Raw genomic sequence first — 20726 nt, forward strand, 5'->3', positions numbered from 1 at the left:
CGGTCAGGGGCGCAGGCTGTGATTGTCGAGGACGGCGGTCTTCACGAGGGCGCTGATACTCACCAGGGTGTCCTTGGTGGTGACCTTTCCGTCGAGCTTTCCACCGGCGAGATAGAGCTTGCGCTCACCGCGGTACTCGAATGTCTTCGGGTCGAGCAGCAGCTCCTCCCGCAGGTTCAGGTCACGGGTGAACGTGGAGCCGGGCTCGTACACGGCCACGGCGGGCCGGCCGATCGCGTCCTTGACGGGCCGGTGGTCGATCTTGACGCCGGGGATCACGCCCAGTGCCCGGTAGAGCGAGGCCCGTACCTTCGGTGGGATGAAGTCCACCTCGGAGAACACGAGCATGATCCGCCGGTAATTGGCGGTGTCCTTCGAGCCCTGGAGATTGTCCTCGATCGTGATCACGCCCCGAAGGGCCTGGAACAGCTTCTGCGGGTCGTCGGGCAGCTTCGCCACCTTTTCCCGCAGGCTCTTCGGCGACCCCCAGTTCGCGTGCCCATTGCGATCGATCTGCTGGGGATTGAGCAGCGTCCGGAACAGCTTGCCGCTGCCGTACTGAGTCCAGCTCTCGTTCTCGATCGTTCCCCAGGGAGCACGCTTGCCCCGTGCGTACTCGGTGGTCGGATTGAGGTCGTTGACGAAGTTGAGCGGCGCCTGCTTCTCCACGACCTTCCGGTAGATCCACTGACCGTCCCGCGGCTCGGCGACCGATCCGTATTCGCTCTGCGGCCGCGGCTGCTGCGTCCCCGTTCCCGCCCCGAGCTGGGCCGCCAGGACCGCCGCGGCCGTCACCGCGGCCGCCGCGCCCACCGCAGCGAGCTTCCAGTTGCCCCGGAAGCGACGGGTCCGGCCCGCCTCCTCGAGCAGCTTCTGCCGACCGGGGGCCAGTCGGTCGCGGTCCGGCGTCGGCGCGTCCGCGCGGAATCCCTGGAGCGTCTGCATCTCATCCATGGCTGGCCGCCTTCGGGACGATGTCGTGTACGTGGGTGGGGTCCGCGTCTCCCAGCGCCCCGCGCACCTTGCGGCGGGCGCGGTTCAGCCGGGAGCGGACGGTGCCCACCGGGATGGAGAGCGCGTCGGCGACCTCCTGATATCCGAGATCCGCCCAGGCGACCAGCAGCAGGACATGGCGGTCACCGGCCGACAGGGACGCGAGGGCGTCGGCCAGAGAGGCGTGCGAAGCCTGGGCGGTGACCCGGCTGTCGGCGCGGTCGACCCAGGACTCGGCAACCGGGTCGTTCCCGGTGCGGGCCAGCGCCCGCAACGCCCTGACCTCCGCGCGGCGCTGTTTGCCGATGAGGTTGGCGGCTATCCCGTACAGCCAGGGCCTGGCGTTCTCCCGGCCCAGGTCGTAGCGCGACCGGGTCCTGAAGGCGCTGAGGAAGGTGTCGGCGGTGATGTCGTCGGCCGCCCCGTCACCGAGGCGGCGGGCGGCATAGCGGTGGATGTCCGGCGCGTACCGGTGGTAGAGCTCGGCGAAGAGATCGGGCCGCTCCAACGACCCGGCGATGACGGCGGCGTCGCCGCCGGGATTGAGTGGGCCGCTCACGGGCTCTCCGTCTCTGCCGTTCGGGCCTGCGGGGTTGTGGTCACACCCCCTGTTACCCGGAGCGCGGAAAGGGGTTCACGGAGCTCCGGCCGCTCCCGCGACAGCCGCGCAGACGGCACCGGGAACGGGACCGGCGGCCCCGACCTCAGGCACCCCGCTCTCGCCCGTCGGACACGCCCGCGCGCCGCCGGCAGCCATTCCGCTCAGCCGATGATCCGCGCCAGCATCTCGCGCGCGAACTCCGCCTCGTACGGCACGTCGGTCAGCAGCACCTGCAGGCAGATGCCGTCCATCAACGCCACCAGCGCCCGCGCGGTGACCGGATCGGTCCGCCGGGCCAGGATCTCGGCAAGTCCCTCGCACCACTGGGCCGCGACCGGCCGTAGCGCGGGCCGCCGCAGGGCAGCCAGATAGAGCTCGTACTCCAGCTCAACCCCGGTGCGCTCACCCGCCAGCCAATCCCCCATCAGCCGCGCGAGCTCCTCCGCGATATCGGCGTCCGGGTCGGCGAGCGCGCCACTGTCCCGTACCGCCGCCGCGAACCCCTCGTTGGTCTGGCGCAACGCGGCAACCAACAGCTCGTCGAGGGAGGCGAAATGGTACGTCGTAGAGCCGAGTGGCACATCCGCCTCGGCCGCCACGGTGCGATGGCTGAGCCCGGCGATCCCGTTGCGCCCGACCACCCGGATCGCGGCGCCGATGATCCGCTCGCGCCGTTCGGGGTCGTACCGGCGCGCCATCAGTGGGCTCCGCCCATGCTGAGCACCACGACGCCGGCGATCACCAGCGCGATGCCCGCGATCTTGACCAGGCTGGTCGACTCGCCCAGGAACACCATGCCGATGACGGCGATCGCGGCCGTGCCGACGCCCGCCCAGATCGCGTACGCGGTGCCCACCGACAGCGTCTTCAACGTGCGCGCGAGCAGCGAGAAGGCGAGCAGATAGCCCACGACGGTGAGCAGCGAGGGCCACAGCCTGGTGAAGCCCTCGCTGTACTTCATGGCCGTCGTCCCGGCCACCTCCGCCGCGATCGCCGCGGCCAGCAGTCCGTATCCCATGCGTACGAGTGTACACATCGTTGCGTACAGCGGTACACAACGGCGGATCGTGCAATATATGTACGGGCGCAAGCAACAGGCGGCCAGGTATCCCAGGAAAGGTGGCGGCCGATGTCCGACCAGGAACGCGGACCGCTGCTCGGGCAGCTCGCACGCATCTACCGCGACTACCTCACCGCCGTCGTCCTGCACGGCCAGGCGGCGGCCGAGACCCTCGGGCAGAACCCCACCGATGTGTACGCGCTCAACGCCCTGGAACTCGCGGGGCCCCTGACCACCGGCGGGCTCGCCGAACGCATCGGTCTCTCGCAGAGCGCCACGACCCGGCTCGTCGACCGCCTCGAGCGGGCCGGCTGGGTGCGCCGCGGCCCCGATCCGGGCGACCGCCGACGGGTCGTGGTCGAGGCCGTGCCGCTCACCCCCGAGCAGGACGAGGCGGCGTTCGGCGCGGCCCGCCGCCGGATGGCCGAGGTCTTCGACGGCTTCAGCGCCGACGAACTGCGCGTCCTCTTCCGCTACTTCGAGCAGGCCGCGCCCGCGCTGCGCGAGGCGACGGCCGAGACCAGGAGCGGGGCGCGGGCCGCGACGAAGGGCAGGGCGAAGGGGGCGCGGTGACCCGTCCCGGCCCGTCCCGCTACGGTGTCCCGTCCGACCAGGCACAAGACGCGCAGGAGACACACCAGTGGCATACGGAAACACGCCGCACGCAGGCCCTCCAGGCTGGGGCGGCTGGATGCCTCCGCCGCCACCCAAGCCCGGAGTGATTCCGCTGGCTCCGCTCGGCCTCGGCGATGTCCTGGGCGGTGCCTTCGCGACGATCGGCCGCTACTGGAAGCAGCTGTTCGGCATAGCCGCGGCCGCCTACGGAGCGGCGGCCGCCGTGGTCGCGTTGGCGACGGTTGCCGCCTATGCGGTCGTGGGGAGCCACCTCCACCGCGTCTTCGCCGACGAAGGGACCCCCGCCTGGGCGGACGTCCGGCCCCTGCTCATCGCCTTCGGCTGCGTCTGGCTCATCGGCGTGCTGGCGATGCTGTTCGCCACGACGATGGTCTACGCCGCCTGTTCGGCGATCGTGCAGGAAGCGGTACTGGGCCGGCCGACCACCTTCGGCGCCATCTGGCGCCGGGCCCGCGCCCGCGTCCCCGCGGTGATCGGCACGGTCTTCCTCACCGGCCTGATCCTGCTGGTCCCGTTCGCGCTGTTCCTGCTGGCCTTCGTCACCATGATGATCGCGCTCCTCGCCGTGGGTACCGGGCCGCTCATCGTGCCGCCCTTGGCCTTCCTGGGCGCCTTGGTGACCACACCGCTCGCCGCCTGGCTCTGGGGGAAGTTCAGCCTGGCACCGGCTGCGGCCGTCTTCGAGGGCCAGGGTTCGCTCGCGGCGATGCGCCGCTCCTCGCAGCTCGTACGCGGCGGCTGGTGGCGGATCTTCGGCAGCATGCTGCTCGCGTTCCTCATCGCCGCGGTGGCGAGTTACCTCATCCAGCTGCCGGTGAACCTGCTGGGAATGTTCCCCGGCGCGATCGGCACCTCGGACCTGGGCTCCGACCCCACGGCCTTGCAAGTCGTGGTCTCCATGGGCGGCCTGCTGATCGTGCTGATGGTGAGCCAGCTGATCGGCCAGATCTTCGTCGCCGCCTTCCCGCAGCTGGTGGCCGGCCTGCTCTACGTCGACCAGCGCATCCGCAAGGAGAACCTGGCCCCGACCCTCGCCGAGGCCGCCGCCGTACCGCCCGCGTACTAGTCGATCCGCTCGAACCGTCGATCCGGTCCATCTAGTCGATCAGCGTCCTCTTCGGCCGCAGCACACAGAACTCATTGCCCTCGGGGTCGGCGAGCACCACCCAGGTCGCCTCCGGCCCCTGCCCGACATCGGCCCGCCGCGCCCCGAGCCCGATGATCCTCTCGACCTCGGCGGCCTGGTCGTCGGGCGTGAGATCGATGTGCAGTCTGTTCTTGACGGTCTTCCGCTCGCCCACAGGCACAAAGGTGATCCCCGGCAGGGCGGACTCGTCGGCCCCGATGACGATCTCGTCCTCGGCCTCGAAGACCACCTTCCAGTCCAGGACCTGGCTCCAGAAGCGGGCGAGCGCCGGCAGATCGTGGGAGTCGATGACGACGGTGTACAGAGAAACGGCCATGCCCGCCAGTCTGCCTGGCGGGCATGGCCGTTTGCCGGATCTCGAGGTGTCCGGCTCAGACGTTGAAGCCGAGAGCGCGCAGCTGCTCGCGGCCGTCGTCCGTGATCTTGTCCGGGCCCCACGGCGGCATCCAGACCCAGTTGATCTTCAGCTCATTGACGATGCCGTCCGTCGCCGCCTTCGCCTGGTCCTCGATGACATCGGTCAGCGGGCAGGCCGCGGACGTCAGCGTCATGTCCAGGGTGGCGATATTGGCGTCGTCGATGTGGATGCCGTAGATCAGGCCGAGATTGACGACGTCGATACCCAGCTCGGGGTCGACGACGTCGTACAGCGCCTCGCGGACTTCTTCCTCGGAGGCCGGCTTCAGCGCGGCTCCTGCGTTCTCGGTCATGCCGTCTTCCTCTCCGCGCCGTCTCCCAGTGCCTGGGCGGTCGCGTCCTTCCACGCCATCCAGCTCAGCAGAGCACACTTCACACGGGCCGGGTACTTGGAGACGCCGGCGAACGCGACCGCGTCCTCCAGCACCTCCTCCATCGCGTCGTCCGGCTCGATCTGCCCCTTGGACTGCATCAGCTCCAGGAAGGTCGCCTGGATCTTCTGCGCCTCGGCAAGCTCCTTGCCGACCAGCAGCTCGTTCAGCACGGAGGCGCTGGCCTGGCTGATGGAGCAGCCCTGGCCCTCGTAGCTGACATCCGCGATGAGCGAGCCCTCGTACCGCACACGGAGTGTGATCTCGTCGCCGCACGTCGGATTGACGTGGTGCACCTCGGCGTCGCCATCCCGCAGACCGCGCCCGTGGGGGTGCTTGTAGTGGTCCAGGATGACTTCCTGGTACATCGAATCCAGCTTCACGCGTCAGTCCCTCATCCGAAGAAGTTACGGACGTGCTCCAGGCCGTCGACCAGAGCGTCGACCTCCGACGGCGTGGAGTACAGATAGAACGACGCTCGCGTGGTCGCAGGAATTCCGTACCGCAGGCAGACCGGCCGCGCGCAGTGGTGGCCGACCCGGACCGCGATGCCCTGCTCGTCGAGGACCTGGCCCACGTCGTGCGGGTGGATGTCGCCGAGCACGAAGGAGATCGCCGCGCCGCGCTCCTCGGCCGTGGTGGGGCCGATGATGCGCAGGTCCGGGACCTCGAGCAGCCGCTTCACCGCGTACTCGGTGAGGACGTGCTCATGCTGGGCGATGTTCTCCATGCCGATCGAGGTGAGGTAGTCCACCGCCGCGCCGAGGCCGACGGCCTGGGCGATCGGGGGCGTACCGGCCTCGAACTTGTGCGGCGCCGGAGCGTACGTCGACGAGTGCATCGACACGGTCTCGATCATCTCGCCGCCGCCGAGGAACGGCGGCAGGTCCTCGAGCAGCTCCTGGCGGCCCCACAACACGCCGATGCCGGTCGGGCCGCACATCTTGTGGCCGGTGAAGGCCACGAAGTCGGCACCGAGCGCCTGTACGTCCAGCGGCATGTGCGGCGCGGCCTGCGAGGCGTCGATGAGGACCAGCGCGCCCACGTCCTGCGCTCGGCGCACGAGCGCATCGACCGGGTTGACCGTGCCCATGATGTTGGAGACCAGCGTGAAGGAGACGATCTTCGTCTTCTCGGTGATGATCTCGTCGATGTTGGACAGATCGAGGCGGCCGTCGTCGGTGAGGCCGAACCACTTCAGCTTCGCACCGGTGCGCTGCGCGAGCAGCTGCCACGGAACGATGTTGGAGTGGTGCTCCATCTCCGTGATGACGATCTCGGTCTCGTGGTCCACGCGGTAGGGCTCATCGGCCCAGCCGAGCATGTTCGCCACGAGGTTGAGCGACTCGGAGGCGTTCTTGGTGAAGATGACCTCGTCGCGGCTGGGCGCGTTGATGAAGGCGGCGACCTTGTCGCGGGCGCCCTCGTACAGCGCCGTGGCCTCCTCGGCGAGCACATGAATACCGCGGTGGACGTTGGCATTGTGCTGTTCGTAGTACTCGCTCAGCACATCGAGCACCTGACGCGGCGTCTGTGACGTCGCCGCGTTGTCCAGATACACGAGCTTCTTCCCGTCGTGGATCACGCGGTCCAGGATCGGGAAGTCCTTGCGGATCGCCTCGGTGTCGAGGAGGCCCGGCAGCTGTGTCACGCGGATACGCCACCCTTCGTGTATGCCTCGTAGCCCTCGGCCTCGAGCTTGTCGGCGAGCTCGGCGCCGCCGGACTCGGCGATGCGGCCGTTCGCGAACACGTGCACGAAGTCGGGCGTGATGTAGCGCAGGATGCGCGTGTAGTGGGTGATCAGCAGGGTGCCGACCTCGCCGGTCTCACGGACGCGGTTGACGCCCTCGGAGACCTGACGCAGCGCGTCGACGTCCAGACCGGAGTCGGTCTCGTCCAGGATCGCGATCTTCGGCTTGAGGAGCTCCAGCTGAAGGATCTCGTGGCGCTTCTTCTCACCGCCGGAGAAGCCCTCGTTGACATTGCGCTCGGCGAAGGCCGGGTCCATCTGGAGCTGCTCCATCGCGGACTTGACCTCCTTCACCCAGGTACGCAGCTTGGGGGCCTCGCCGCGGATCGCCGTCGCCGACGTACGCAGGAAGTTGGAGACCGAGACGCCGGGGACCTCGACCGGGTACTGCATGGCCAGGAACATGCCGGCGCGGGCGCGCTCGTCGACGGTCATCTCCAGGACGTCCTCGCCGTCCAGAGTCACGGTGCCACTGGTGATCGTGTACTTGGGGTGGCCCGCGATGGAGTACGCGAGGGTCGACTTGCCGGAGCCGTTGGGGCCCATGATGGCGTGGGTCTCGCCCTGCTTCACGGTCAGGTCGACGCCCTTGAGGATCTCCCGGGGGCCGTTCTCGGCCTCGACGGAGACGTGCAGGTCGCGGATTTCAAGCGTTGCCATGGGTGACTCAGGACTCCTGGGTGACGGAGACGAGCACATCGTCCCCTTCGATCTTGACGGGGTATACGGGCACGGGGCGTGTCGCGGGCAGTCCGGACGGCTTGCCGGTACGGAGGTCGAAGCTGGAGCCGTGGAGCCAGCACTCGATCTGGCAGTCCTCCACCTCGCCCTCGGACAGCGAGACATTCGCGTGCGAACAGATGTCGTTGATCGCGAACACTTCGCCGCACGTGCGGACGACGGAGACCGGCGTGCCGTCGAGTTCCACCCGCTTCGGGGTGTCCTCCTCCAGCTCGCTCAGCCCACAGGCTCGGACGAAGGCTGTCATCAGACGGACGCCTCCAGCTCCGCGTCGATCTTGGCGAGCAGGCGCTCCTCGAGATCGGGCAGGCCGATCTTCTGGACCAGCTCGGCGAAGAAGCCTCGGACCACCAGGCGGCGCGCCTCGTCGGCCGGGATGCCACGGGACTGCAGATAGAAGAGCTGCTCGTCGTCGAAGCGGCCGGTGGCGGAGGCGTGACCGGCGCCGACGATCTCGCCGGTCTCGATCTCCAGGTTCGGTACGGAGTCGACGCGCGCGCCGTCCGTGAGGACGAGGTTGCGGTTCATCTCGTACGTGTCCGTGCCCTCGGCCCTGGCCTCGATCAGGACGTCGCCGATCCACACCGCGTGCGCGTCCTGGCCCTGCAGCGCGCCCTTGTAGGCGGCGTTGGAGCGACAGTGCGGGGCGTTGTGGTCGACCATGAGGCGGTGCTCCTGGTGCTGACCCTGGTCGGTGAAGTACAGACCGAAGAGCTCGGCCTCGCCGCCGGTGCCCGCGTAGGAAACACGCGGGTGCAGGCGTACGACATCGCCGCCGAAGGTGACGACGATCGACTTGAAGGAGGCGTCCCGGCCGACCAGCGCATTGTGCTGGGAGACGTGGACGGCCTTGTCGTCCCAGTCCTGGACGGAGACGACGGTGAGCTTCGCCCCGTCGCCGAGCAGGTAGTCGACATTGGAGGCGAGCACCGCGTCACCTGTGTGGTCGATGACCACGACGGCCTCGGCGAAGGCGCCGAGCTCGATGACCTGGTGGGCGTAGGCGGTGCCGCCCTCGCCGTGCACGGCGATGCGGACCGGCTCGGTGAGCACGGTGTCCTTGGGCACGGTGACGACCGAGGCCGTCTCGAAGGAGGAGTACGCCTGGGCGGCGACACGGTCCACCGGGGTGCCCGCCTTGCCGAGCCGCGCGTCGTCACGGCCGACGGTCTCGATGATGACGCCCTCGGGGGCGTCGATCGCGACCTTGATGGCGCTGCCGGTCGCGACGGCGGTGCCGTTGTGCAGACCGGCCAGCCGCTCCAGCGGAGTGAAGCGCCACTCCTCCTCGCGGCCGTGCGGCACCGGGAAGTCCGCCACGTCGAAGGACGGCGGCGCACTCATGCGGGTGGCGACGGTCGACTCGGCGGCCACCGCGATCGAACCGGCAGTGGTGGAGCCCGCCGGAATGTTCTGAGCCTCAGCCATGGCTGTCGTCTTGCTCTCTTCCTACGTCGAAAAACAGTCGCTGCTCTGGGAGGGCGGGGCCTTAGCCGACCGACCCCTCCATCTGCAGCTCGATCAGCCGGTTGAGCTCCAGCGCGTACTCCATGGGCAGTTCCTTGGCGATCGGCTCGACGAAACCGCGCACGATCATCGCCATCGCCTCGAACTCCGTCATACCGCGGCTCATCAGGTAGAAGAGCTGGTCGTCGGAGACCTTGGAGACGGTGGCCTCGTGGCCCATGGACACGTCGTCCTCGCGGACGTCCACGTACGGGTAGGTGTCGGAGCGGGAGATCGTGTCGACCAGCAGCGCATCACAGAGCACATTGGACTTCGCGCCCGGCGCGCCCTCGCCGATCTCGATCAGACCGCGGTAGGAGGTACGGCCGCCGCCTCGCGCCACCGACTTGGAGACGATGTTGGAGGAGGTGTTCGGGGCCATGTGGACCATCTTGGCGCCGGCGTCCTGGTGCTGGCCCTCGCCCGCGAAGGCGATGGACAGGGTCTCGCCCTTGGCGTGCTCGCCCATCAGGTAGACAGCCGGGTACTTCATGGTGACCTTGGAGCCGATGTTGCCGTCGACCCACTCCATGGTCGCGCCCTCGTACGCCACAGCGCGCTTGGTGACCAGGTTGTAGACGTTGTTCGACCAGTTCTGGATCGTCGTGTAGCGGCAGCGGCCGCCCTTCTTGACGATGATCTCGACGACCGCGCTGTGCAGCGAGTCCGAGGAGTAGATCGGGGCGGTGCAGCCCTCGACGTAGTGGACGTAGGCGTCCTCGTCGACGATGATCAGCGTCCGCTCGAACTGGCCCATGTTCTCCGTGTTGATACGGAAGTAGGCCTGCAGCGGGATGTCGACCTGGACACCCTTCGGCACGTAGATGAACGAGCCACCGGACCACACGGCGGAGTTCAGCGAGGCGAACTTGTTGTCGCCGACCGGGATGACGGTGCCGAAGTACTCCTGGAAGAGCTCCGGGTGCTCCTTCAGCGCGGTGTCCGTGTCGAGGAAGATGACGCCCTGCTCCTCCAGGTCCTCACGGATCTGGTGGTAGACGACCTCGGACTCGTACTGGGCGGCGACACCGGCGACCAGGCGCTGCTTCTCCGCCTCCGGGATGCCGAGCTTGTCGTACGTGTTCTTGATGTCCTCGGGCAGGTCCTCCCAGGACTCCGCCTGCTTCTCCGTGGACCGCACGAAGTACTTGATGTTGTCGAAGTCGATGCCCGACAGGTCCGAGCCCCAGCTCGGCATGGGCTTCTTGTCGAACAGCCGCAGGCCCTTGAGCCGCAGCTTCAGCATCCACTCCGGCTCGTTCTTCTTCTCCGAGATGTCGCGGACGACCGCCTCGGAGAGGCCGCGCTTGGCCGCGGCACCGGCCGCGTCGGAGTCGGCCCAGCCGAATTCGTACGTACCCAGGCCCTCGAGTTCGGGGTGGGCAGTCTCCGTGGGGAGAGTCATGCGGGGTTCCTCCCGGCCGTGCTTGCAGATGCTGATGGTGTGGTGGTCTGGGGTGAGCTGTGCGGGATGAACGTCGTGCAGACGCCGTCACCATGGGCGATGGTGGCCAGACGCTGTACATGCGTTCCCAGAAGACGCGAGAAGACCTCGGTCTCCGCCTCGCACAGCTGCGGGTACTGCTCGGCGACATGGGCCACCGGGCAGTGGTGCTGACAGAGCTGCTGGCCGACCGGTGCGTTACGCGCCGTAGCAGCGTACCCGTCGACACTCAGGGCCTTGGCCAGCGCTTCGGTGCGCTCCTCGGGTGCCGCGGCGTCCACCGCCTTGCGGTAGACCTCAGCCTGCGTGCCCATCCGGTCCCGGGCAAAGGCGGCGACGGCCGCCTCTCCCGCCGCACCGCCACCCGCGGCCCGCTCGATCCACCGGAGCGCGTCGACGGCCAGCGTGTCGTACGACTGGTCGAAGGCGTCCCGGCCGCAGTCGGTGAGGGCGAACACCTTGGCGGGTCGCCCCCGGGTGCGTGCGCCGTAGATCCGCTGCTCACGGGGCTCAACGACATTGTCGGAGACGAGCGAGTCGAGGTGACGGCGTACGGCTGCCTGGGTGAGGCCGAGGCGCGTCGCGAGGTCGGCCACGGTGGACGGGCCGTGGTCCAGGACGGATCGCGCGACCCGGTTGCGTGTGGAGCGCTCCCCGGTCGCGAGTTCCTCGTGAGGAGCCTCGCCAACGTTTTTCACAACGCCATTGTTGCGTAATTCCTCCGACCATGACAACCGACGTCCAAGGGGTGATCCGGTGCGCTTCATCACTAAGGGTTACCTAAGCACCGGGGCGTGCCGGGCCCCGCGCCCCGGGGCCCCCGGCCCCCCGCCTAGACTTCCCGGCATGCGAAGCGAGCCCGTCGTCCAGATCCGTGGCCTGGTCAAGCGGTACGGATCCAAGACGGCCGTGGACGGCCTCGATCTCGAGGTCCGCCAGGGCTCCGTGACCGCCGTCCTCGGCCCCAACGGAGCCGGCAAGACCACCACCATCGAGACCTGCGAGGGCTACCGGCGCGCCGACGCGGGCACGGTTCGCGTCCTGGGCCTCGACCCCGTCGCCGACGCCGGCAGACTCCGCCCCCGGATCGGCGTGATGCTCCAGTCCGGCGGCGTGTACTCGGGGGCCCGCGCCGACGAGATGCTGCGCCATATGGCCAAGCTGCACGCGCATCCGCTGGATGCGGACGCGCTGATGGAACGGCTGGGTCTCGGCAGCTGCGGCCGTACGACCTACCGCCGGCTCTCCGGCGGCCAGCAACAGCGGCTCGCGCTGGCGATGGCCGTCGTCGGCCGCCCCGAACTCGTCTTCCTGGACGAGCCGACCGCCGGCCTCGACCCGCAGGCCCGCCGGTCCACCTGGGAGCTCGTACGCGAACTCCGGGCCGACGGCGTCTCGACCGTTCTCACCACCCACTTCATGGACGAGGCCGAGGAGCTCGCCGACGATGTCGCGATCATCGACGCGGGCCGGGTCATCGCCGAGGGCAGCCCCGAGGAGCTGTGCCGGGGCGGCGCCGAGAACACGCTGCGTTTCACCGGGCGGCCGGGGCTGGACCTCGGCTCGCTGCTCAAGGCACTGCCGGACGGTACTGCGGCGGCCGAGCTCACGCCCGGGGCGTACCGGATCACGGGCGAGGTCGGTCCGCAGCTGCTGGCGACCGTCACGTCCTGGTGCGCACAGCACGGTGTGATGCCGGACGGGATCGCCGTCGAGCGCCACACCCTCGAGGATGTCTTTCTTGAGCTCACCGGCAAGGAGCTGCGTTCATGAAGTGGGACGACACCGGGCTCGACCGGGGGTCCGGGGGTTGCCCCCCGGGAAGACACAGCCTTGAGCTCACCGGCAAGGAGCCGCGTTCATGAAGTGGGACGACACCGGGCTCGACCGGGGGTCCGGGGGTTGCCCCCCGGGAAGACACAGCCTTGAGCTCACCGGCAAGGAGCCGCGTTCATGAGCCTCGGTACGTACACGCCGAAGCCCGGCGCCGCGCCGCTGCCCCGCATGATCGCGGCGCAGACCGCGTTCGAGACGAGGATGCTCCTGCGCAACGGCGAGCAGCTGCTGCTCACCGTCGTCATCCCGTCGCTGCTGCTGGTCCTCTTCTCGACGGTCGACATCCTCACTCTGCCCACGGAGACAACGGGCGGCAGCGGCAAAGCCGTCGACTTCCTGGCGCCCGGCGTGCTCGCACTCGCCGTGATGTCCACCGCCTTCACCGGCCAGGCCATCGCGACCGGCTTCGAGCGGCGGTACGGAGTGCTCAAGCGGCTCGGCGCATCGCCGCTCCCCCGATGGGCCCTGATGAGCGCCAAGACGCTCTCCGTCCTGGCCACCGAAGTCCTCCAGATCGTGCTGCTGACCGTCATCGCCTTCGCGCTCGGCTGGTCCCCGCACGGCAACCCCGTCTCCGTACTCCTGCTGCTCGTCCTCGGCACCGCCGCCTTCTCCGGCCTCGGTCTGCTGATGGCCGGGACGCTCAAGGCCGAGGCCACCCTGGCCGCCGCCAACCTGGTCTTTCTGCTGCTCCTGGTGGGCGGCGGAGTGATCGTGCCGCTGGACAGGTTCCCGGACGGCGTCCAGTCGGTGCTCGCGCTGCTGCCGATCTCGGCGCTCTCGGACGGTCTGCGCGATGTGCTCCAGCACGGCGCGGGAGTGCCGTGGGGCGATCTCGGGATCCTCGCCGTCTGGGCTGTGCTCGGACTCGGCGCCGCCGCGCGGCTCTTCCGCTGGGACTGACCCACGGGCCAGTATGAGCCTGCCAAGATCCGCACGGTGGGAGGCCTCGATGGAGCGGACTGCCGCACTGCGACTGGACGCGGAGTGGGCGAAGGTCAGGTCCGGCAGGGCCGGAGCCTCCCCCCGGGAGCGCGAGCGCATGCTGACCGACCTGATCGCCGCGCTCGCCGCGCACGCCGCGGACGACCTCTCGCTCACCGCCCGGCTGAGCCTGCGGTACGGCGATCTGGCCCGCCACCACTTCGACACCGGTCGCCGCGACGACGCGCTGACCGCCGTCGACGAGGCGATCCGGCGCTGCGAGGAGCCGGCCAGACATGACGAGGAGCACGCCCGTTGGTACGCCCGCGCGCTGATCAGTCAGGCCGTCTATCTGGCCGAGCCGCTCAGCGACGAGCTGGGTCTGCCTCGCTACGCCCTCCATCCGATGGGCGAGCAGCCCTTGTCCGGTGACCGCGAGGACGGACTCGCCGCCCTGGCGGCAACCCGCCGTGCCATCGAGGTCTGGGAGCGCCTCGAACGCTCGGACCCGCGCAACCAGGAGGGCCTCGCTCAGGCGCATGCCTTCCTCGGCGACCGGTTGGAGGAGCTGGGCCTGCCGGTGGAGGCTGCGTCCTGGGCCGTACGGGCCGAGCGTGAGTTCCACGCCCTGTGGTCTGCACCCGACCCGCGCGAGGCGGCGCATGCGGTGGCCCTTGAGCACCTCGACGACCAGCTGGAACGCAGACTGCGGCGCTGCCCTTTCGACGGCGGCCTGACACATCTGCGGGCGCAGGACCTGCTTCCGGAGCGGCTGCTGCCGCTCGCGGTCCTGGCGGCACGGATCGAGGGCGTGGATCCGGATGCGATCGCCGAAGGGCTGGGGCTGGACGGAGCGGAGGTCCGGCGGATCCTGCGGGCGCGGTCGTGGCGGGCCGTGTGGCGGTTCGACGTACGGGACGGCGCCGATGCGTCCTGGACCCCGATGACGTACCCGTGGCGTGGCACGGACGCCGTCACGGACCGCAGCGCGGAGGCGGTGGCGGCGGAGCTGACCGACGCGTTCCTGCACTCGCCCGACCGCCCGCCGTCCTCGGTGCACTGGCGTATCGCCGTGTGGTGGGAGGAGGAGGACCATCTCGACGGCTCGCGCTTCCGGCTGGCGTACCCGCCGTCCTGACCGCACCGGCAGGATTCGCCGGACCGGACCCCTCGTGAAAACGTGCACAATCGTCCGCCTACGATAGGGCCCGTGCAGACCCCTCTCGCCCATATCGCCCAGCGCTGGACGCCCACGCCCCAAACGCTCCGGCGCGCCGCGCTCTCCGCCGTCGTGATGAGCGTGGTCATCATCGTCACCGGTGGCGCGGTCCGGCTGACCAGCTCCGGTCTCGGCTGCGACACCTGGCCGAAGTGCACGGACGACAGCCTCTTCGCCACCCCCGAGCAGGGCATCAACGGCGCGATCGAGTTCGGCAACCGGATGCTGACATACGTCCTGTCGGCGGCGGTCGGCTGGGCGATCGTCGCGGCCCGCGCCACCAAGCCGCTGCGGCGCGGGCTGACCCGGCTCGCCTGGTCACAGTTCTGGATCGTGATGGGCAACGCCGTGCTCGGCGGCATCACGGTCTGGGCGGGCCTCAACCCCTGGACCGTGGCCGGGCACTTCCTGCTCGCCACCGGGCTGCTCACGGTCGCCACCATTACCTGGCAGCGCACCCGCGAGGGCGACGGCACACCGCGCCCGCGCGTCCCGCGCCCGGTCCGCAAGCTGTCCTGGGCGATCGTCGCCGTCTCGGCGCTGCTCGTCGCGCTGGGCACGACGGTGACCGGTTCCGGCAAGCACGCCGGCGACAGCAGCGACGTACCGCGGATGCCGTGGGGCTGGGCCGCCGCCGCACATGTCCACGCCTTCGCCGCCTGGGCGGTCTGCGCGCTGGCCGTGGCGATGTGGCTGGTGCTACGGGTGGTCGACGCCCCCGACGACACCCGGGCGCGCGCCCGCGACCTGCTGATCGTGCTGCTCGCCCAGGGCGCCATCGGCTATGTCCAGTACTTCACGCAGGTCCCGGAGGCCCTGGTCGCCGCCCATATGCTCGGCTCCGCGGTGATGTGGATCGCGGTGGTGCGCCTCGCGCTGAGCCTGCGCGAGCGTCCGCAGAGCAACGCGGAGATCCCGGCCCGGACCGACTCGGCGCTCTCCAACGTCTGACGGACGAGCATCTGACGGGCAGGCGTCCGACGGGCAGTCGTCCGGCGGGTAATCGTCCGGCGGTCAGGGCCTGGCCGTCAGGCGTCCGACAGCGCATAGACGCGGCGGGCATTGCCCGCCGCGATCATCCCGGCGACCCGTTCCGCGTCCGCACGGGCCCAGGCGCCGTCGCCGACCCAGCCGCCGAGCACCCGGCTGAGCGCCTCCCGGAAGATCCGGGCGCCCACCACATGCAGCTCCGGCAGCCCGCGCGCACCGCTGGAGAAGAGCAGCTTCCCGAACGGTGCGAGCTCCAGGATCTCCGCGAGTACGGCGGCGGCCCGAGCCCCTGTGTGTACGAGAGCGGGCCCGAGATCGGCGTACACATGCGGGAAGACGCTTGCCAGATGCGCGGCGTGCCGGTGGTACGGATAGCCGTGCAGCAGCACCAGATCGGTGGAGAGACCGGCGGTGGCGGCCGCGAAGCCGGTGAGCAGCATCGGATCCTCTACCCCGACATGCAGCTGGAGCGGCAGCCCGGAGGCGACCGCGATCCACAGCAGATGCCGCACCAGTACGGGATCGGTGAGCCTCCCGCCGACCTGCCGAGCGGCCAGCCAGCGCCCGGCGGCCCCGCGCACCTCCCCGGGGCCCGGCGGCTCGGGGGCGAGGGCGAGTCCGTGGCCCACTGCGGCGACGGAGGTGAAGGCGACGGCGGAGGCGGCGGCCCCGTGCACGGCCTCGGCGAGGTTCGCGAGGAAGCTCTCCACGGTGCCCGAGGTGTCGGCGACCTGCTCGGCGAGGAGTTCGAGACGTACGATCTCGCGCGCCTCGGCCGAGCCTGCCGCGGCAATCTCGCGCGGGCCCGTGAGATCCCCCGGCAGCCCGGTGTCCACCAGATACGTGGAGATTCCGCTGCCCCGCAGCAGCCGTCTGCCCGCCTCGAGCACGCCGAGCTCGCGGCGGCGGGCGAGATAGCGGGCGGGCGGGCAGTGCGGCTCAAGACCCAGCAGCGGCGGGCACCAGCGCCGTACGGCGAAGCCGGTCTGGGTGTCGAAGAACGTGGTGCCCGGCGCGGGCGGCCCCGCAGTCCTGCCCAGATGCGCCTCGAAGGTGCCGAGGCCCAGCTCCGTACGGAGCACTCCGTGGCAGTACTGGTCCACGAGGGTCGGGGTGTCGATCATCCGGTCTCCCTGTCATGGACCGTGCTTGCACAGTCCTAACGGGTGACACCCCGACGAGGTGTTGCTCAGTCGTTGGACGGACCGCCGACCTGGATGCCCGCCATCCGGGTCCACTCGTACGGCCCAGTGCGGACCTTCGCCGCGAACTCGCCGTCGAAGGACTCGTGCAGCGTGATCCCGGCCTTCTCGGCCGCGGCCTGCGCGATGGGGTGCGTGGGCGCGACAAGGTCGCCCCAGGCGCCGTCGTCGCCGACGAGCACGACGCGGGTGCCCGCCTGACCGATGTACTCGAGCTGCCCCTCGGCGCCGCCGTGCGCCTTGGCGAAGGCGCCGATCTGCTTGGCGAGCTTGGCCGCCTTGCGCTCTGCCTGCTTGGTGTCTGCCATGCAGCGATGCTACTTGCGGGTACGGCGCCCTGGCGACGCCGGGGTCACGTGGTGTGGGCCACTGGGCCTCCGTCCCGGACCCCGGACCTCAAGCGCCGGACGGGCTGGAAACTGCTGCCGCCGGACGGGCTGGATGTGCCGGCCGCTGGACGGGCTGGATGTGCCGGCCGCTAGCTCAGGAAGGGATCCACCGCGACCGCCACGAAGAGCAGCGACACATAGGTGATGGACCAGTGGAAGAGCCGCATCTCCTTGAGCTTGCCGCCCGTCGCCCCTGACTTGGCACGGCGCTGCAGCGAGTGTGCCTCCCAGAGCCACCAACCACCGGTGACCAGCGCCACCGCGGTGTAGAACCAGCCGGTGTAGCCGAGCGGCGTCAGCAGCAGCGAGACGGCGACCATCACCCAGCTGTAGAGGACGATCTGCCGGGCCACCACCGTGTTGGAGGCGATGACCGGGAGCATCGGCACGCCCACGCGCGCGTAGTCCTCCTTCACCTTCATCGACAGCGGCCAGTAGTGCGGCGGCGTCCAGAAGAAGATGACCAGGAAGAGAATGACCGCGGCCCACGACATCGAGTTGGTGGCGGCGGACCAGCCGATCAGGACCGGCATACAGCCGGCGATGCCGCCCCAGACGATGTTCTGTGCGGTACGGCGCTTAAGGATCATCGTGTACACGATGACGTAGAAGAGCAGCGCGCCCAGCGCCAGCGCGGCGGACAGCCAGTTGACGAGGAGCCCGAACCAGAGCGTGGAGACGGCGGCGAGGGCGAGACCGAAGACCAGGCACTCGCGCGGCGACACCATTCCGGTGACCAGCGGACGCTGCGAGGTACGGTCCATCAGGGCGTCGATGTCGCGGTCGATGTACATGTTCAGCGCGTTGGCGCCGCCTGCGGAGAGGTAGCCGCCGATGCACGTCGTGAGCACGAGCCAGAGGTCGGGAACGCCCTGCGCGGCCAGGAACATCACCGGAACGGTGGTGATCAGTAGCAGCTCGATGATCCGCGGCTTGGTCAGCGCCACGAATGCCTTGACGCGGGCCCCCAACGGACGATGGCCCCCCGGGCTGGGAGTCAAGACGACCCCTGCGGGTCGGGACTCGACGGCCGTCACGCACACCCCTGACAGAGAAATCCCAGCAAGCTCCCGGCGTGAAGACCCGGTAAAGACTTGCGCGTACCACGCCACTCTAGACGTTGCCCAGACGCCGATCTTCGCGGGGGTGGGCTCGTGTTGAGCGGCGGCCGCACGGCGCGCGTATACACCGCCGACAGGCGGAGACGACGCTGTGACGGCACCCTGGCTGTGTCCGACTTTTTGAAAGGCATGCACTCGAAAAGAGGTGCGTTGCTCCGGGGGTAGGCTCGACAACGCCCGGTGCTTCCGTCGTCACCGGGATACGAACATGTGGAGAGGAGCCCTGACCCAGGGTGAGCACCAAGCCGACCACCACAGACCTCGAGTGGACCGATCTGGACCAGCGGGCCGTTGATACCGCCCGCGTCCTGGCCATGGATTCCGTACAGAAGGTCGGCAACGGCCACCCCGGTACGGCCATGAGCCTCGCGCCCGCCGCCTATGTTCTGTTCCAGAAGCTCATGCGGCACGACCCCGCCGATCCGGACTGGACCGGCCGCGACCGGTTCGTACTCTCCGCGGGGCACTCGTCTCTGACCCTCTACATCCAGCTCTACCTGGCCGGGTACGGCCTGGAGCTCGACGACCTCAAGTCCTTCAGGACCTGGGGTTCGAGGACCGCGGGCCACCCGGAGTACGGGCACACGCCGGGCGTGGAGACGACGACCGGCCCGCTCGGGCAGGGCGTCGCCAACGCGGTGGGCATGGCCATGGCCTCCCGCTACGAGCGTGGCCTGTTCGACCCGGACGCGGCTCCGGGCACCTCGCCGTTCGACCACACCATCTGGGCCATCGCCGGTGACGGCTGCCTCCAGGAGGGCATCTCCGCCGAGGCGTCCTCGCTGGCCGGGCACCAGAAGCTGGGCAATCTGGTGCTGCTGTGGGACGACAACCACATCTCCATCGAGGGCGACACGGAGACGGCCGTCTCCGAGGACACCCTCAAGCGGTACGAGGCGTACGGCTGGCACGTCCAGCGTGTCGAGCAGAAGCCCAACGGCGACCTCGACCCGGCCGGTCTCTACAAGGCCCTGAAGGCGGCGCAGGCCGAGACGGAGCGCCCCTCCTTCATCGCGGTCCGCTCGATCATCGCCTGGCCCGCCCCGCACGCGCAGAACACCGAGGCCGCGCACGGCTCGGCGCTCGGTGAAGAGGAGGTCGCGGCCACCAAGCGCGTCCTCGGCTTCGACCCGGAGAAGAGCTTCGAGGTCTCCGACGAGGTCCTCGGGCACACCCGCGAGGCGCTCGACCGCGGCCGCGAGGCCCAGGGCGAGTGGGAGAAGACGTTCGCCGCGTGGCGCACCGCCAACCCGGAGCGCGCCGCCGAGTTCGACCGGATCCGCTCGGGCGAGCTCCCGGCGGGCTGGGAGGAGGAGCTCCCGGAGTTCGAGACCGGCAAGGGTGTCGCCACCCGCGCCGCTTCCGGCAAGATCCTTCAGTCGCTCGGCGCGGTCATTCCCGAGCTGTGGGGCGGCTCCGCCGACCTGGCGGGCTCGAACAACACGACGATCGACAAGACGTCGTCGTTCCTGCCCGACGGCAATCCGCTGCCGGGCGCGAACAAGTACGGCCGCACGATCCACTTCGGCATCCGTGAACACGCCATGGCCGCGACCATGAACGGCATCGCGCTGCACGGCAACACCCGTATCTACGGTGGCACCTTCCTGGTGTTCTCGGACTACATGCGCAACGCCGTGCGGCTCTCGGCGCTGATGCACCTGCCGGTGACGTACGTGTGGACGCACGACTCGATCGGTCTCGGCGAGGACGGCCCCACCCACCAGCCGGTGGAGCACCTGGCCTCGCTGCGCGCGATCCCGGGCCTGAACATCGTCCGTCCGGCCGACGCCAACGAGACCGCCATCGCCTGGCGCGAGATCCTCAAGCGCTACACCAAGGAGTTCGGCAAGGGCGCTCCGCACGGCCTTGCGCTGACCCGCCAGGGTGTGCCGACGTACGAGGCCAACGAGGATGCCGCCAAGGGCGGTTACGTCATGTTCGACGCCGAAGGGCCCGATGGGCAGAGCACGGCGCCGCAGGTCCTGCTGATCGGCACCGGCTCGGAGGTCCAACTGGCCGTGGAGGCGCGCGCGCAGCTGCAGGCCGCGGGCGTCCCGACCCGGGTGGTCTCGATGCCGTCCGTCGAGTGGTTCGAGGAGCAGGACCAGGCGTACAAGGACAGCGTCCTGCCGCCGGCCGTGAAGGCCCGTGTCGCGGTCGAGGCCGGTATCGGTCTGACCTGGCACCGCTTCGTCGGCGACGCGGGACGCATCGTTTCACTGGAGCACTTCGGCGCTTCGGCCGACGGCAAGGTCCTCTTCCGCGAGTTCGGCTTCACTGCTGAGAACGTGGCCGCTGTCGCCCGGGACTCGCTTGAAACTGTCAATGGGCTGGAAGCCGCCGCGCGCTGACGCCGGTATACGACAAGTAGGAG

The 20726-nt window shown here is 69.5% G+C and carries 23 protein-coding genes; 7 read left to right on the top strand and 16 right to left on the bottom strand.

The window, feature by feature from the left end; genetic code table 11:
* Nucleotides 1-3: 3 nt before the first annotated feature.
* The 4 genes from OG735_RS10315 to OG735_RS10330 form a co-directional block, all read right to left on the bottom strand.
* Nucleotides 4-954, bottom strand: coding sequence for a CU044_5270 family protein (locus OG735_RS10315; RefSeq protein WP_327322837.1), 951 nt, complete (start codon nt 952-954; stop codon nt 4-6).
* Entirely contained in the window at nt 947-1552 is a 606-nt protein-coding gene (locus tag OG735_RS10320; RefSeq protein WP_327322838.1) for an RNA polymerase sigma factor, read from the bottom strand. Before OG735_RS10320 ends, OG735_RS10315 begins: the two co-directional genes overlap by 8 nt.
* A 203-nt stretch (nt 1553-1755) precedes the next feature.
* Nucleotides 1756-2292, bottom strand: coding sequence for a TetR/AcrR family transcriptional regulator (locus OG735_RS10325; RefSeq protein WP_327322839.1), 537 nt, complete (start codon nt 2290-2292; stop codon nt 1756-1758).
* Nucleotides 2292-2612: a DMT family transporter gene (locus tag OG735_RS10330; RefSeq protein ID WP_327322840.1), complete on the bottom strand. Its 321-nt coding sequence runs from the start codon at nt 2610-2612 to the stop codon at nt 2292-2294. Before OG735_RS10330 ends, OG735_RS10325 begins: the two co-directional genes overlap by 1 nt.
* A 111-nt stretch (nt 2613-2723) precedes the next feature.
* Between OG735_RS10330 and OG735_RS10335 the strand changes: the two genes are divergently transcribed.
* Nucleotides 2724-3227: a MarR family winged helix-turn-helix transcriptional regulator gene (locus OG735_RS10335; protein ID WP_327322841.1), complete on the top strand. Its 504-nt coding sequence runs from the start codon at nt 2724-2726 to the stop codon at nt 3225-3227.
* Between the two features lie 67 nt (nt 3228-3294).
* Nucleotides 3295-4356: a DUF7847 domain-containing protein gene (locus tag OG735_RS10340; protein ID WP_327322842.1), complete on the top strand. Its 1062-nt coding sequence runs from the start codon at nt 3295-3297 to the stop codon at nt 4354-4356.
* A 31-nt stretch (nt 4357-4387) separates the two neighbouring features.
* Here the strand turns inward: OG735_RS10340 and OG735_RS10345 are convergent, their stop codons facing one another.
* The 9 genes from OG735_RS10345 to OG735_RS10385 all read right to left on the bottom strand — a co-directional run bounded on the left by OG735_RS10345 (nt 4388) and on the right by OG735_RS10385 (nt 11366).
* Nucleotides 4388-4753, bottom strand: a complete 366-nt coding sequence (locus OG735_RS10345) for a VOC family protein (protein WP_327322843.1) — start codon at nt 4751-4753, stop codon at nt 4388-4390.
* A gap of 55 nt (nt 4754-4808) precedes the next feature.
* Nucleotides 4809-5147 carry a metal-sulfur cluster assembly factor gene (locus tag OG735_RS10350; protein ID WP_326649154.1) on the bottom strand — a complete coding sequence of 113 codons (339 nt, stop codon included), beginning with the start codon at nt 5145-5147 and terminating at the stop codon, nt 4809-4811.
* On the bottom strand, nt 5144-5608 hold the full coding sequence (gene sufU / locus OG735_RS10355) for a Fe-S cluster assembly sulfur transfer protein SufU (protein ID WP_327322844.1): 465 nt from the start codon (nt 5606-5608) through the stop codon (nt 5144-5146). Before sufU ends, OG735_RS10350 begins: the two co-directional genes overlap by 4 nt.
* A gap of 11 nt (nt 5609-5619) precedes the next feature.
* Complete coding sequence (locus tag OG735_RS10360; RefSeq protein WP_327322845.1) at nt 5620-6876, bottom strand: cysteine desulfurase; 1257 nt, start codon at nt 6874-6876, stop codon at nt 5620-5622.
* Nucleotides 6873-7637, bottom strand: coding sequence for a Fe-S cluster assembly ATPase SufC (sufC, locus tag OG735_RS10365; protein ID WP_327322846.1), 765 nt, complete (start codon nt 7635-7637; stop codon nt 6873-6875). Before sufC ends, OG735_RS10360 begins: the two co-directional genes overlap by 4 nt.
* Before the next feature lie 7 nt (nt 7638-7644).
* Nucleotides 7645-7965, bottom strand: a complete 321-nt coding sequence (locus OG735_RS10370; RefSeq protein WP_327322847.1) for a non-heme iron oxygenase ferredoxin subunit — start codon at nt 7963-7965, stop codon at nt 7645-7647.
* A complete protein-coding gene (sufD, locus tag OG735_RS10375) occupies nt 7965-9146 on the bottom strand; it encodes a Fe-S cluster assembly protein SufD (RefSeq protein ID WP_327322848.1) in 1182 nt (393 codons plus the stop codon). The genes OG735_RS10370 and sufD overlap by 1 nt, the downstream gene beginning before the upstream one ends.
* A gap of 61 nt (nt 9147-9207) precedes the next feature.
* Nucleotides 9208-10629 (bottom strand): Fe-S cluster assembly protein SufB, encoded by a 1422-nt coding sequence (sufB, locus tag OG735_RS10380; RefSeq protein ID WP_327322849.1) that lies wholly within the window; start codon nt 10627-10629, stop codon nt 9208-9210.
* Nucleotides 10626-11366, bottom strand: coding sequence for a helix-turn-helix transcriptional regulator (locus OG735_RS10385; RefSeq protein WP_327322850.1), 741 nt, complete (start codon nt 11364-11366; stop codon nt 10626-10628). The genes sufB and OG735_RS10385 overlap by 4 nt, the downstream gene beginning before the upstream one ends.
* 148 nt (nt 11367-11514) lie before the next feature.
* Between OG735_RS10385 and OG735_RS10390 the strand changes: the two genes are divergently transcribed.
* The 4 genes from OG735_RS10390 (at nt 11515) to OG735_RS10405 (ending at nt 15598) form a co-directional block, all read left to right on the top strand.
* Entirely contained in the window at nt 11515-12441 is a 927-nt protein-coding gene (locus OG735_RS10390) for an ABC transporter ATP-binding protein (protein ID WP_327322851.1), read from the top strand.
* 180 nt (nt 12442-12621) lie between these two features.
* The gene (locus tag OG735_RS10395; RefSeq protein WP_327322852.1) at nt 12622-13407 is read left to right on the top strand and encodes an ABC transporter permease; all 786 of its coding nucleotides are present in this window, start codon (nt 12622-12624) and stop codon (nt 13405-13407) included.
* Nucleotides 13408-13456: 49 nt separating this feature from the next.
* Complete coding sequence (locus tag OG735_RS10400; protein WP_327322853.1) at nt 13457-14566, top strand: hypothetical protein; 1110 nt, start codon at nt 13457-13459, stop codon at nt 14564-14566.
* A gap of 72 nt (nt 14567-14638) precedes the next feature.
* Nucleotides 14639-15598: a COX15/CtaA family protein gene (locus tag OG735_RS10405; RefSeq protein ID WP_442812405.1), complete on the top strand. Its 960-nt coding sequence runs from the start codon at nt 14639-14641 to the stop codon at nt 15596-15598.
* Between the two features lie 77 nt (nt 15599-15675).
* On the opposite strand, the gene OG735_RS10410 is transcribed toward OG735_RS10405, so the two are convergent.
* The 3 genes from OG735_RS10410 to OG735_RS10420 form a co-directional block, all read right to left on the bottom strand.
* A complete protein-coding gene (locus tag OG735_RS10410; protein ID WP_327322855.1) occupies nt 15676-16761 on the bottom strand; it encodes an amidohydrolase family protein in 1086 nt (361 codons plus the stop codon).
* A 65-nt stretch (nt 16762-16826) separates the two neighbouring features.
* Complete coding sequence (locus OG735_RS10415) at nt 16827-17147, bottom strand: hypothetical protein (RefSeq protein ID WP_327322856.1); 321 nt, start codon at nt 17145-17147, stop codon at nt 16827-16829.
* A gap of 170 nt (nt 17148-17317) precedes the next feature.
* A complete protein-coding gene (locus tag OG735_RS10420; RefSeq protein ID WP_327322857.1) occupies nt 17318-18265 on the bottom strand; it encodes a heme o synthase in 948 nt (315 codons plus the stop codon).
* A 317-nt stretch (nt 18266-18582) separates the two neighbouring features.
* On the opposite strand from OG735_RS10420, the gene tkt reads away from it, so the two are divergent.
* Nucleotides 18583-20703, top strand: a complete 2121-nt coding sequence (tkt, locus tag OG735_RS10425; RefSeq protein ID WP_327322858.1) for a transketolase — start codon at nt 18583-18585, stop codon at nt 20701-20703.
* Nucleotides 20704-20726: the final 23 nt, after the last annotated feature.

This window comes from Streptomyces sp. NBC_01210 (genome assembly GCF_036010325.1).
Taxonomy (GTDB): Bacteria; Actinomycetota; Actinomycetes; order Streptomycetales; family Streptomycetaceae; genus Streptomyces.

What these genes read in the sequence shown, in the direction of transcription:
- OG735_RS10335 (WP_327322841.1), top strand. Translation starts at nt 2,724, where the DNA reads ATGTCCGACCAGGAACGCGGACCGCTGCTCGGGCAGCTCGCACGCATC.
- sufD (WP_327322848.1), bottom strand. Translation starts at nt 9,146, where the DNA reads ATGGCTGAGGCTCAGAACATTCCGGCGGGCTCCACCACTGCCGGTTCG.
- OG735_RS10330 (WP_327322840.1), bottom strand. Translation starts at nt 2,612, where the DNA reads ATGGGATACGGACTGCTGGCCGCGGCGATCGCGGCGGAGGTGGCCGGG.
- OG735_RS10400 (WP_327322853.1), top strand. Translation starts at nt 13,457, where the DNA reads ATGGAGCGGACTGCCGCACTGCGACTGGACGCGGAGTGGGCGAAGGTC.
- OG735_RS10415 (WP_327322856.1), bottom strand. Translation starts at nt 17,147, where the DNA reads ATGGCAGACACCAAGCAGGCAGAGCGCAAGGCGGCCAAGCTCGCCAAG.
- sufB (WP_327322849.1), bottom strand. Translation starts at nt 10,629, where the DNA reads ATGACTCTCCCCACGGAGACTGCCCACCCCGAACTCGAGGGCCTGGGT.
- OG735_RS10390 (WP_327322851.1), top strand. Translation starts at nt 11,515, where the DNA reads ATGCGAAGCGAGCCCGTCGTCCAGATCCGTGGCCTGGTCAAGCGGTAC.
- OG735_RS10410 (WP_327322855.1), bottom strand. Translation starts at nt 16,761, where the DNA reads ATGATCGACACCCCGACCCTCGTGGACCAGTACTGCCACGGAGTGCTC.
- OG735_RS10315 (WP_327322837.1), bottom strand. Translation starts at nt 954, where the DNA reads ATGGATGAGATGCAGACGCTCCAGGGATTCCGCGCGGACGCGCCGACG.
- OG735_RS10395 (WP_327322852.1), top strand. Translation starts at nt 12,622, where the DNA reads ATGAGCCTCGGTACGTACACGCCGAAGCCCGGCGCCGCGCCGCTGCCC.
- sufC (WP_327322846.1), bottom strand. Translation starts at nt 7,637, where the DNA reads ATGGCAACGCTTGAAATCCGCGACCTGCACGTCTCCGTCGAGGCCGAG.
- OG735_RS10345 (WP_327322843.1), bottom strand. Translation starts at nt 4,753, where the DNA reads ATGGCCGTTTCTCTGTACACCGTCGTCATCGACTCCCACGATCTGCCG.
- OG735_RS10325 (WP_327322839.1), bottom strand. Translation starts at nt 2,292, where the DNA reads ATGGCGCGCCGGTACGACCCCGAACGGCGCGAGCGGATCATCGGCGCC.
- OG735_RS10350 (WP_326649154.1), bottom strand. Translation starts at nt 5,147, where the DNA reads ATGACCGAGAACGCAGGAGCCGCGCTGAAGCCGGCCTCCGAGGAAGAA.
- OG735_RS10370 (WP_327322847.1), bottom strand. Translation starts at nt 7,965, where the DNA reads ATGACAGCCTTCGTCCGAGCCTGTGGGCTGAGCGAGCTGGAGGAGGAC.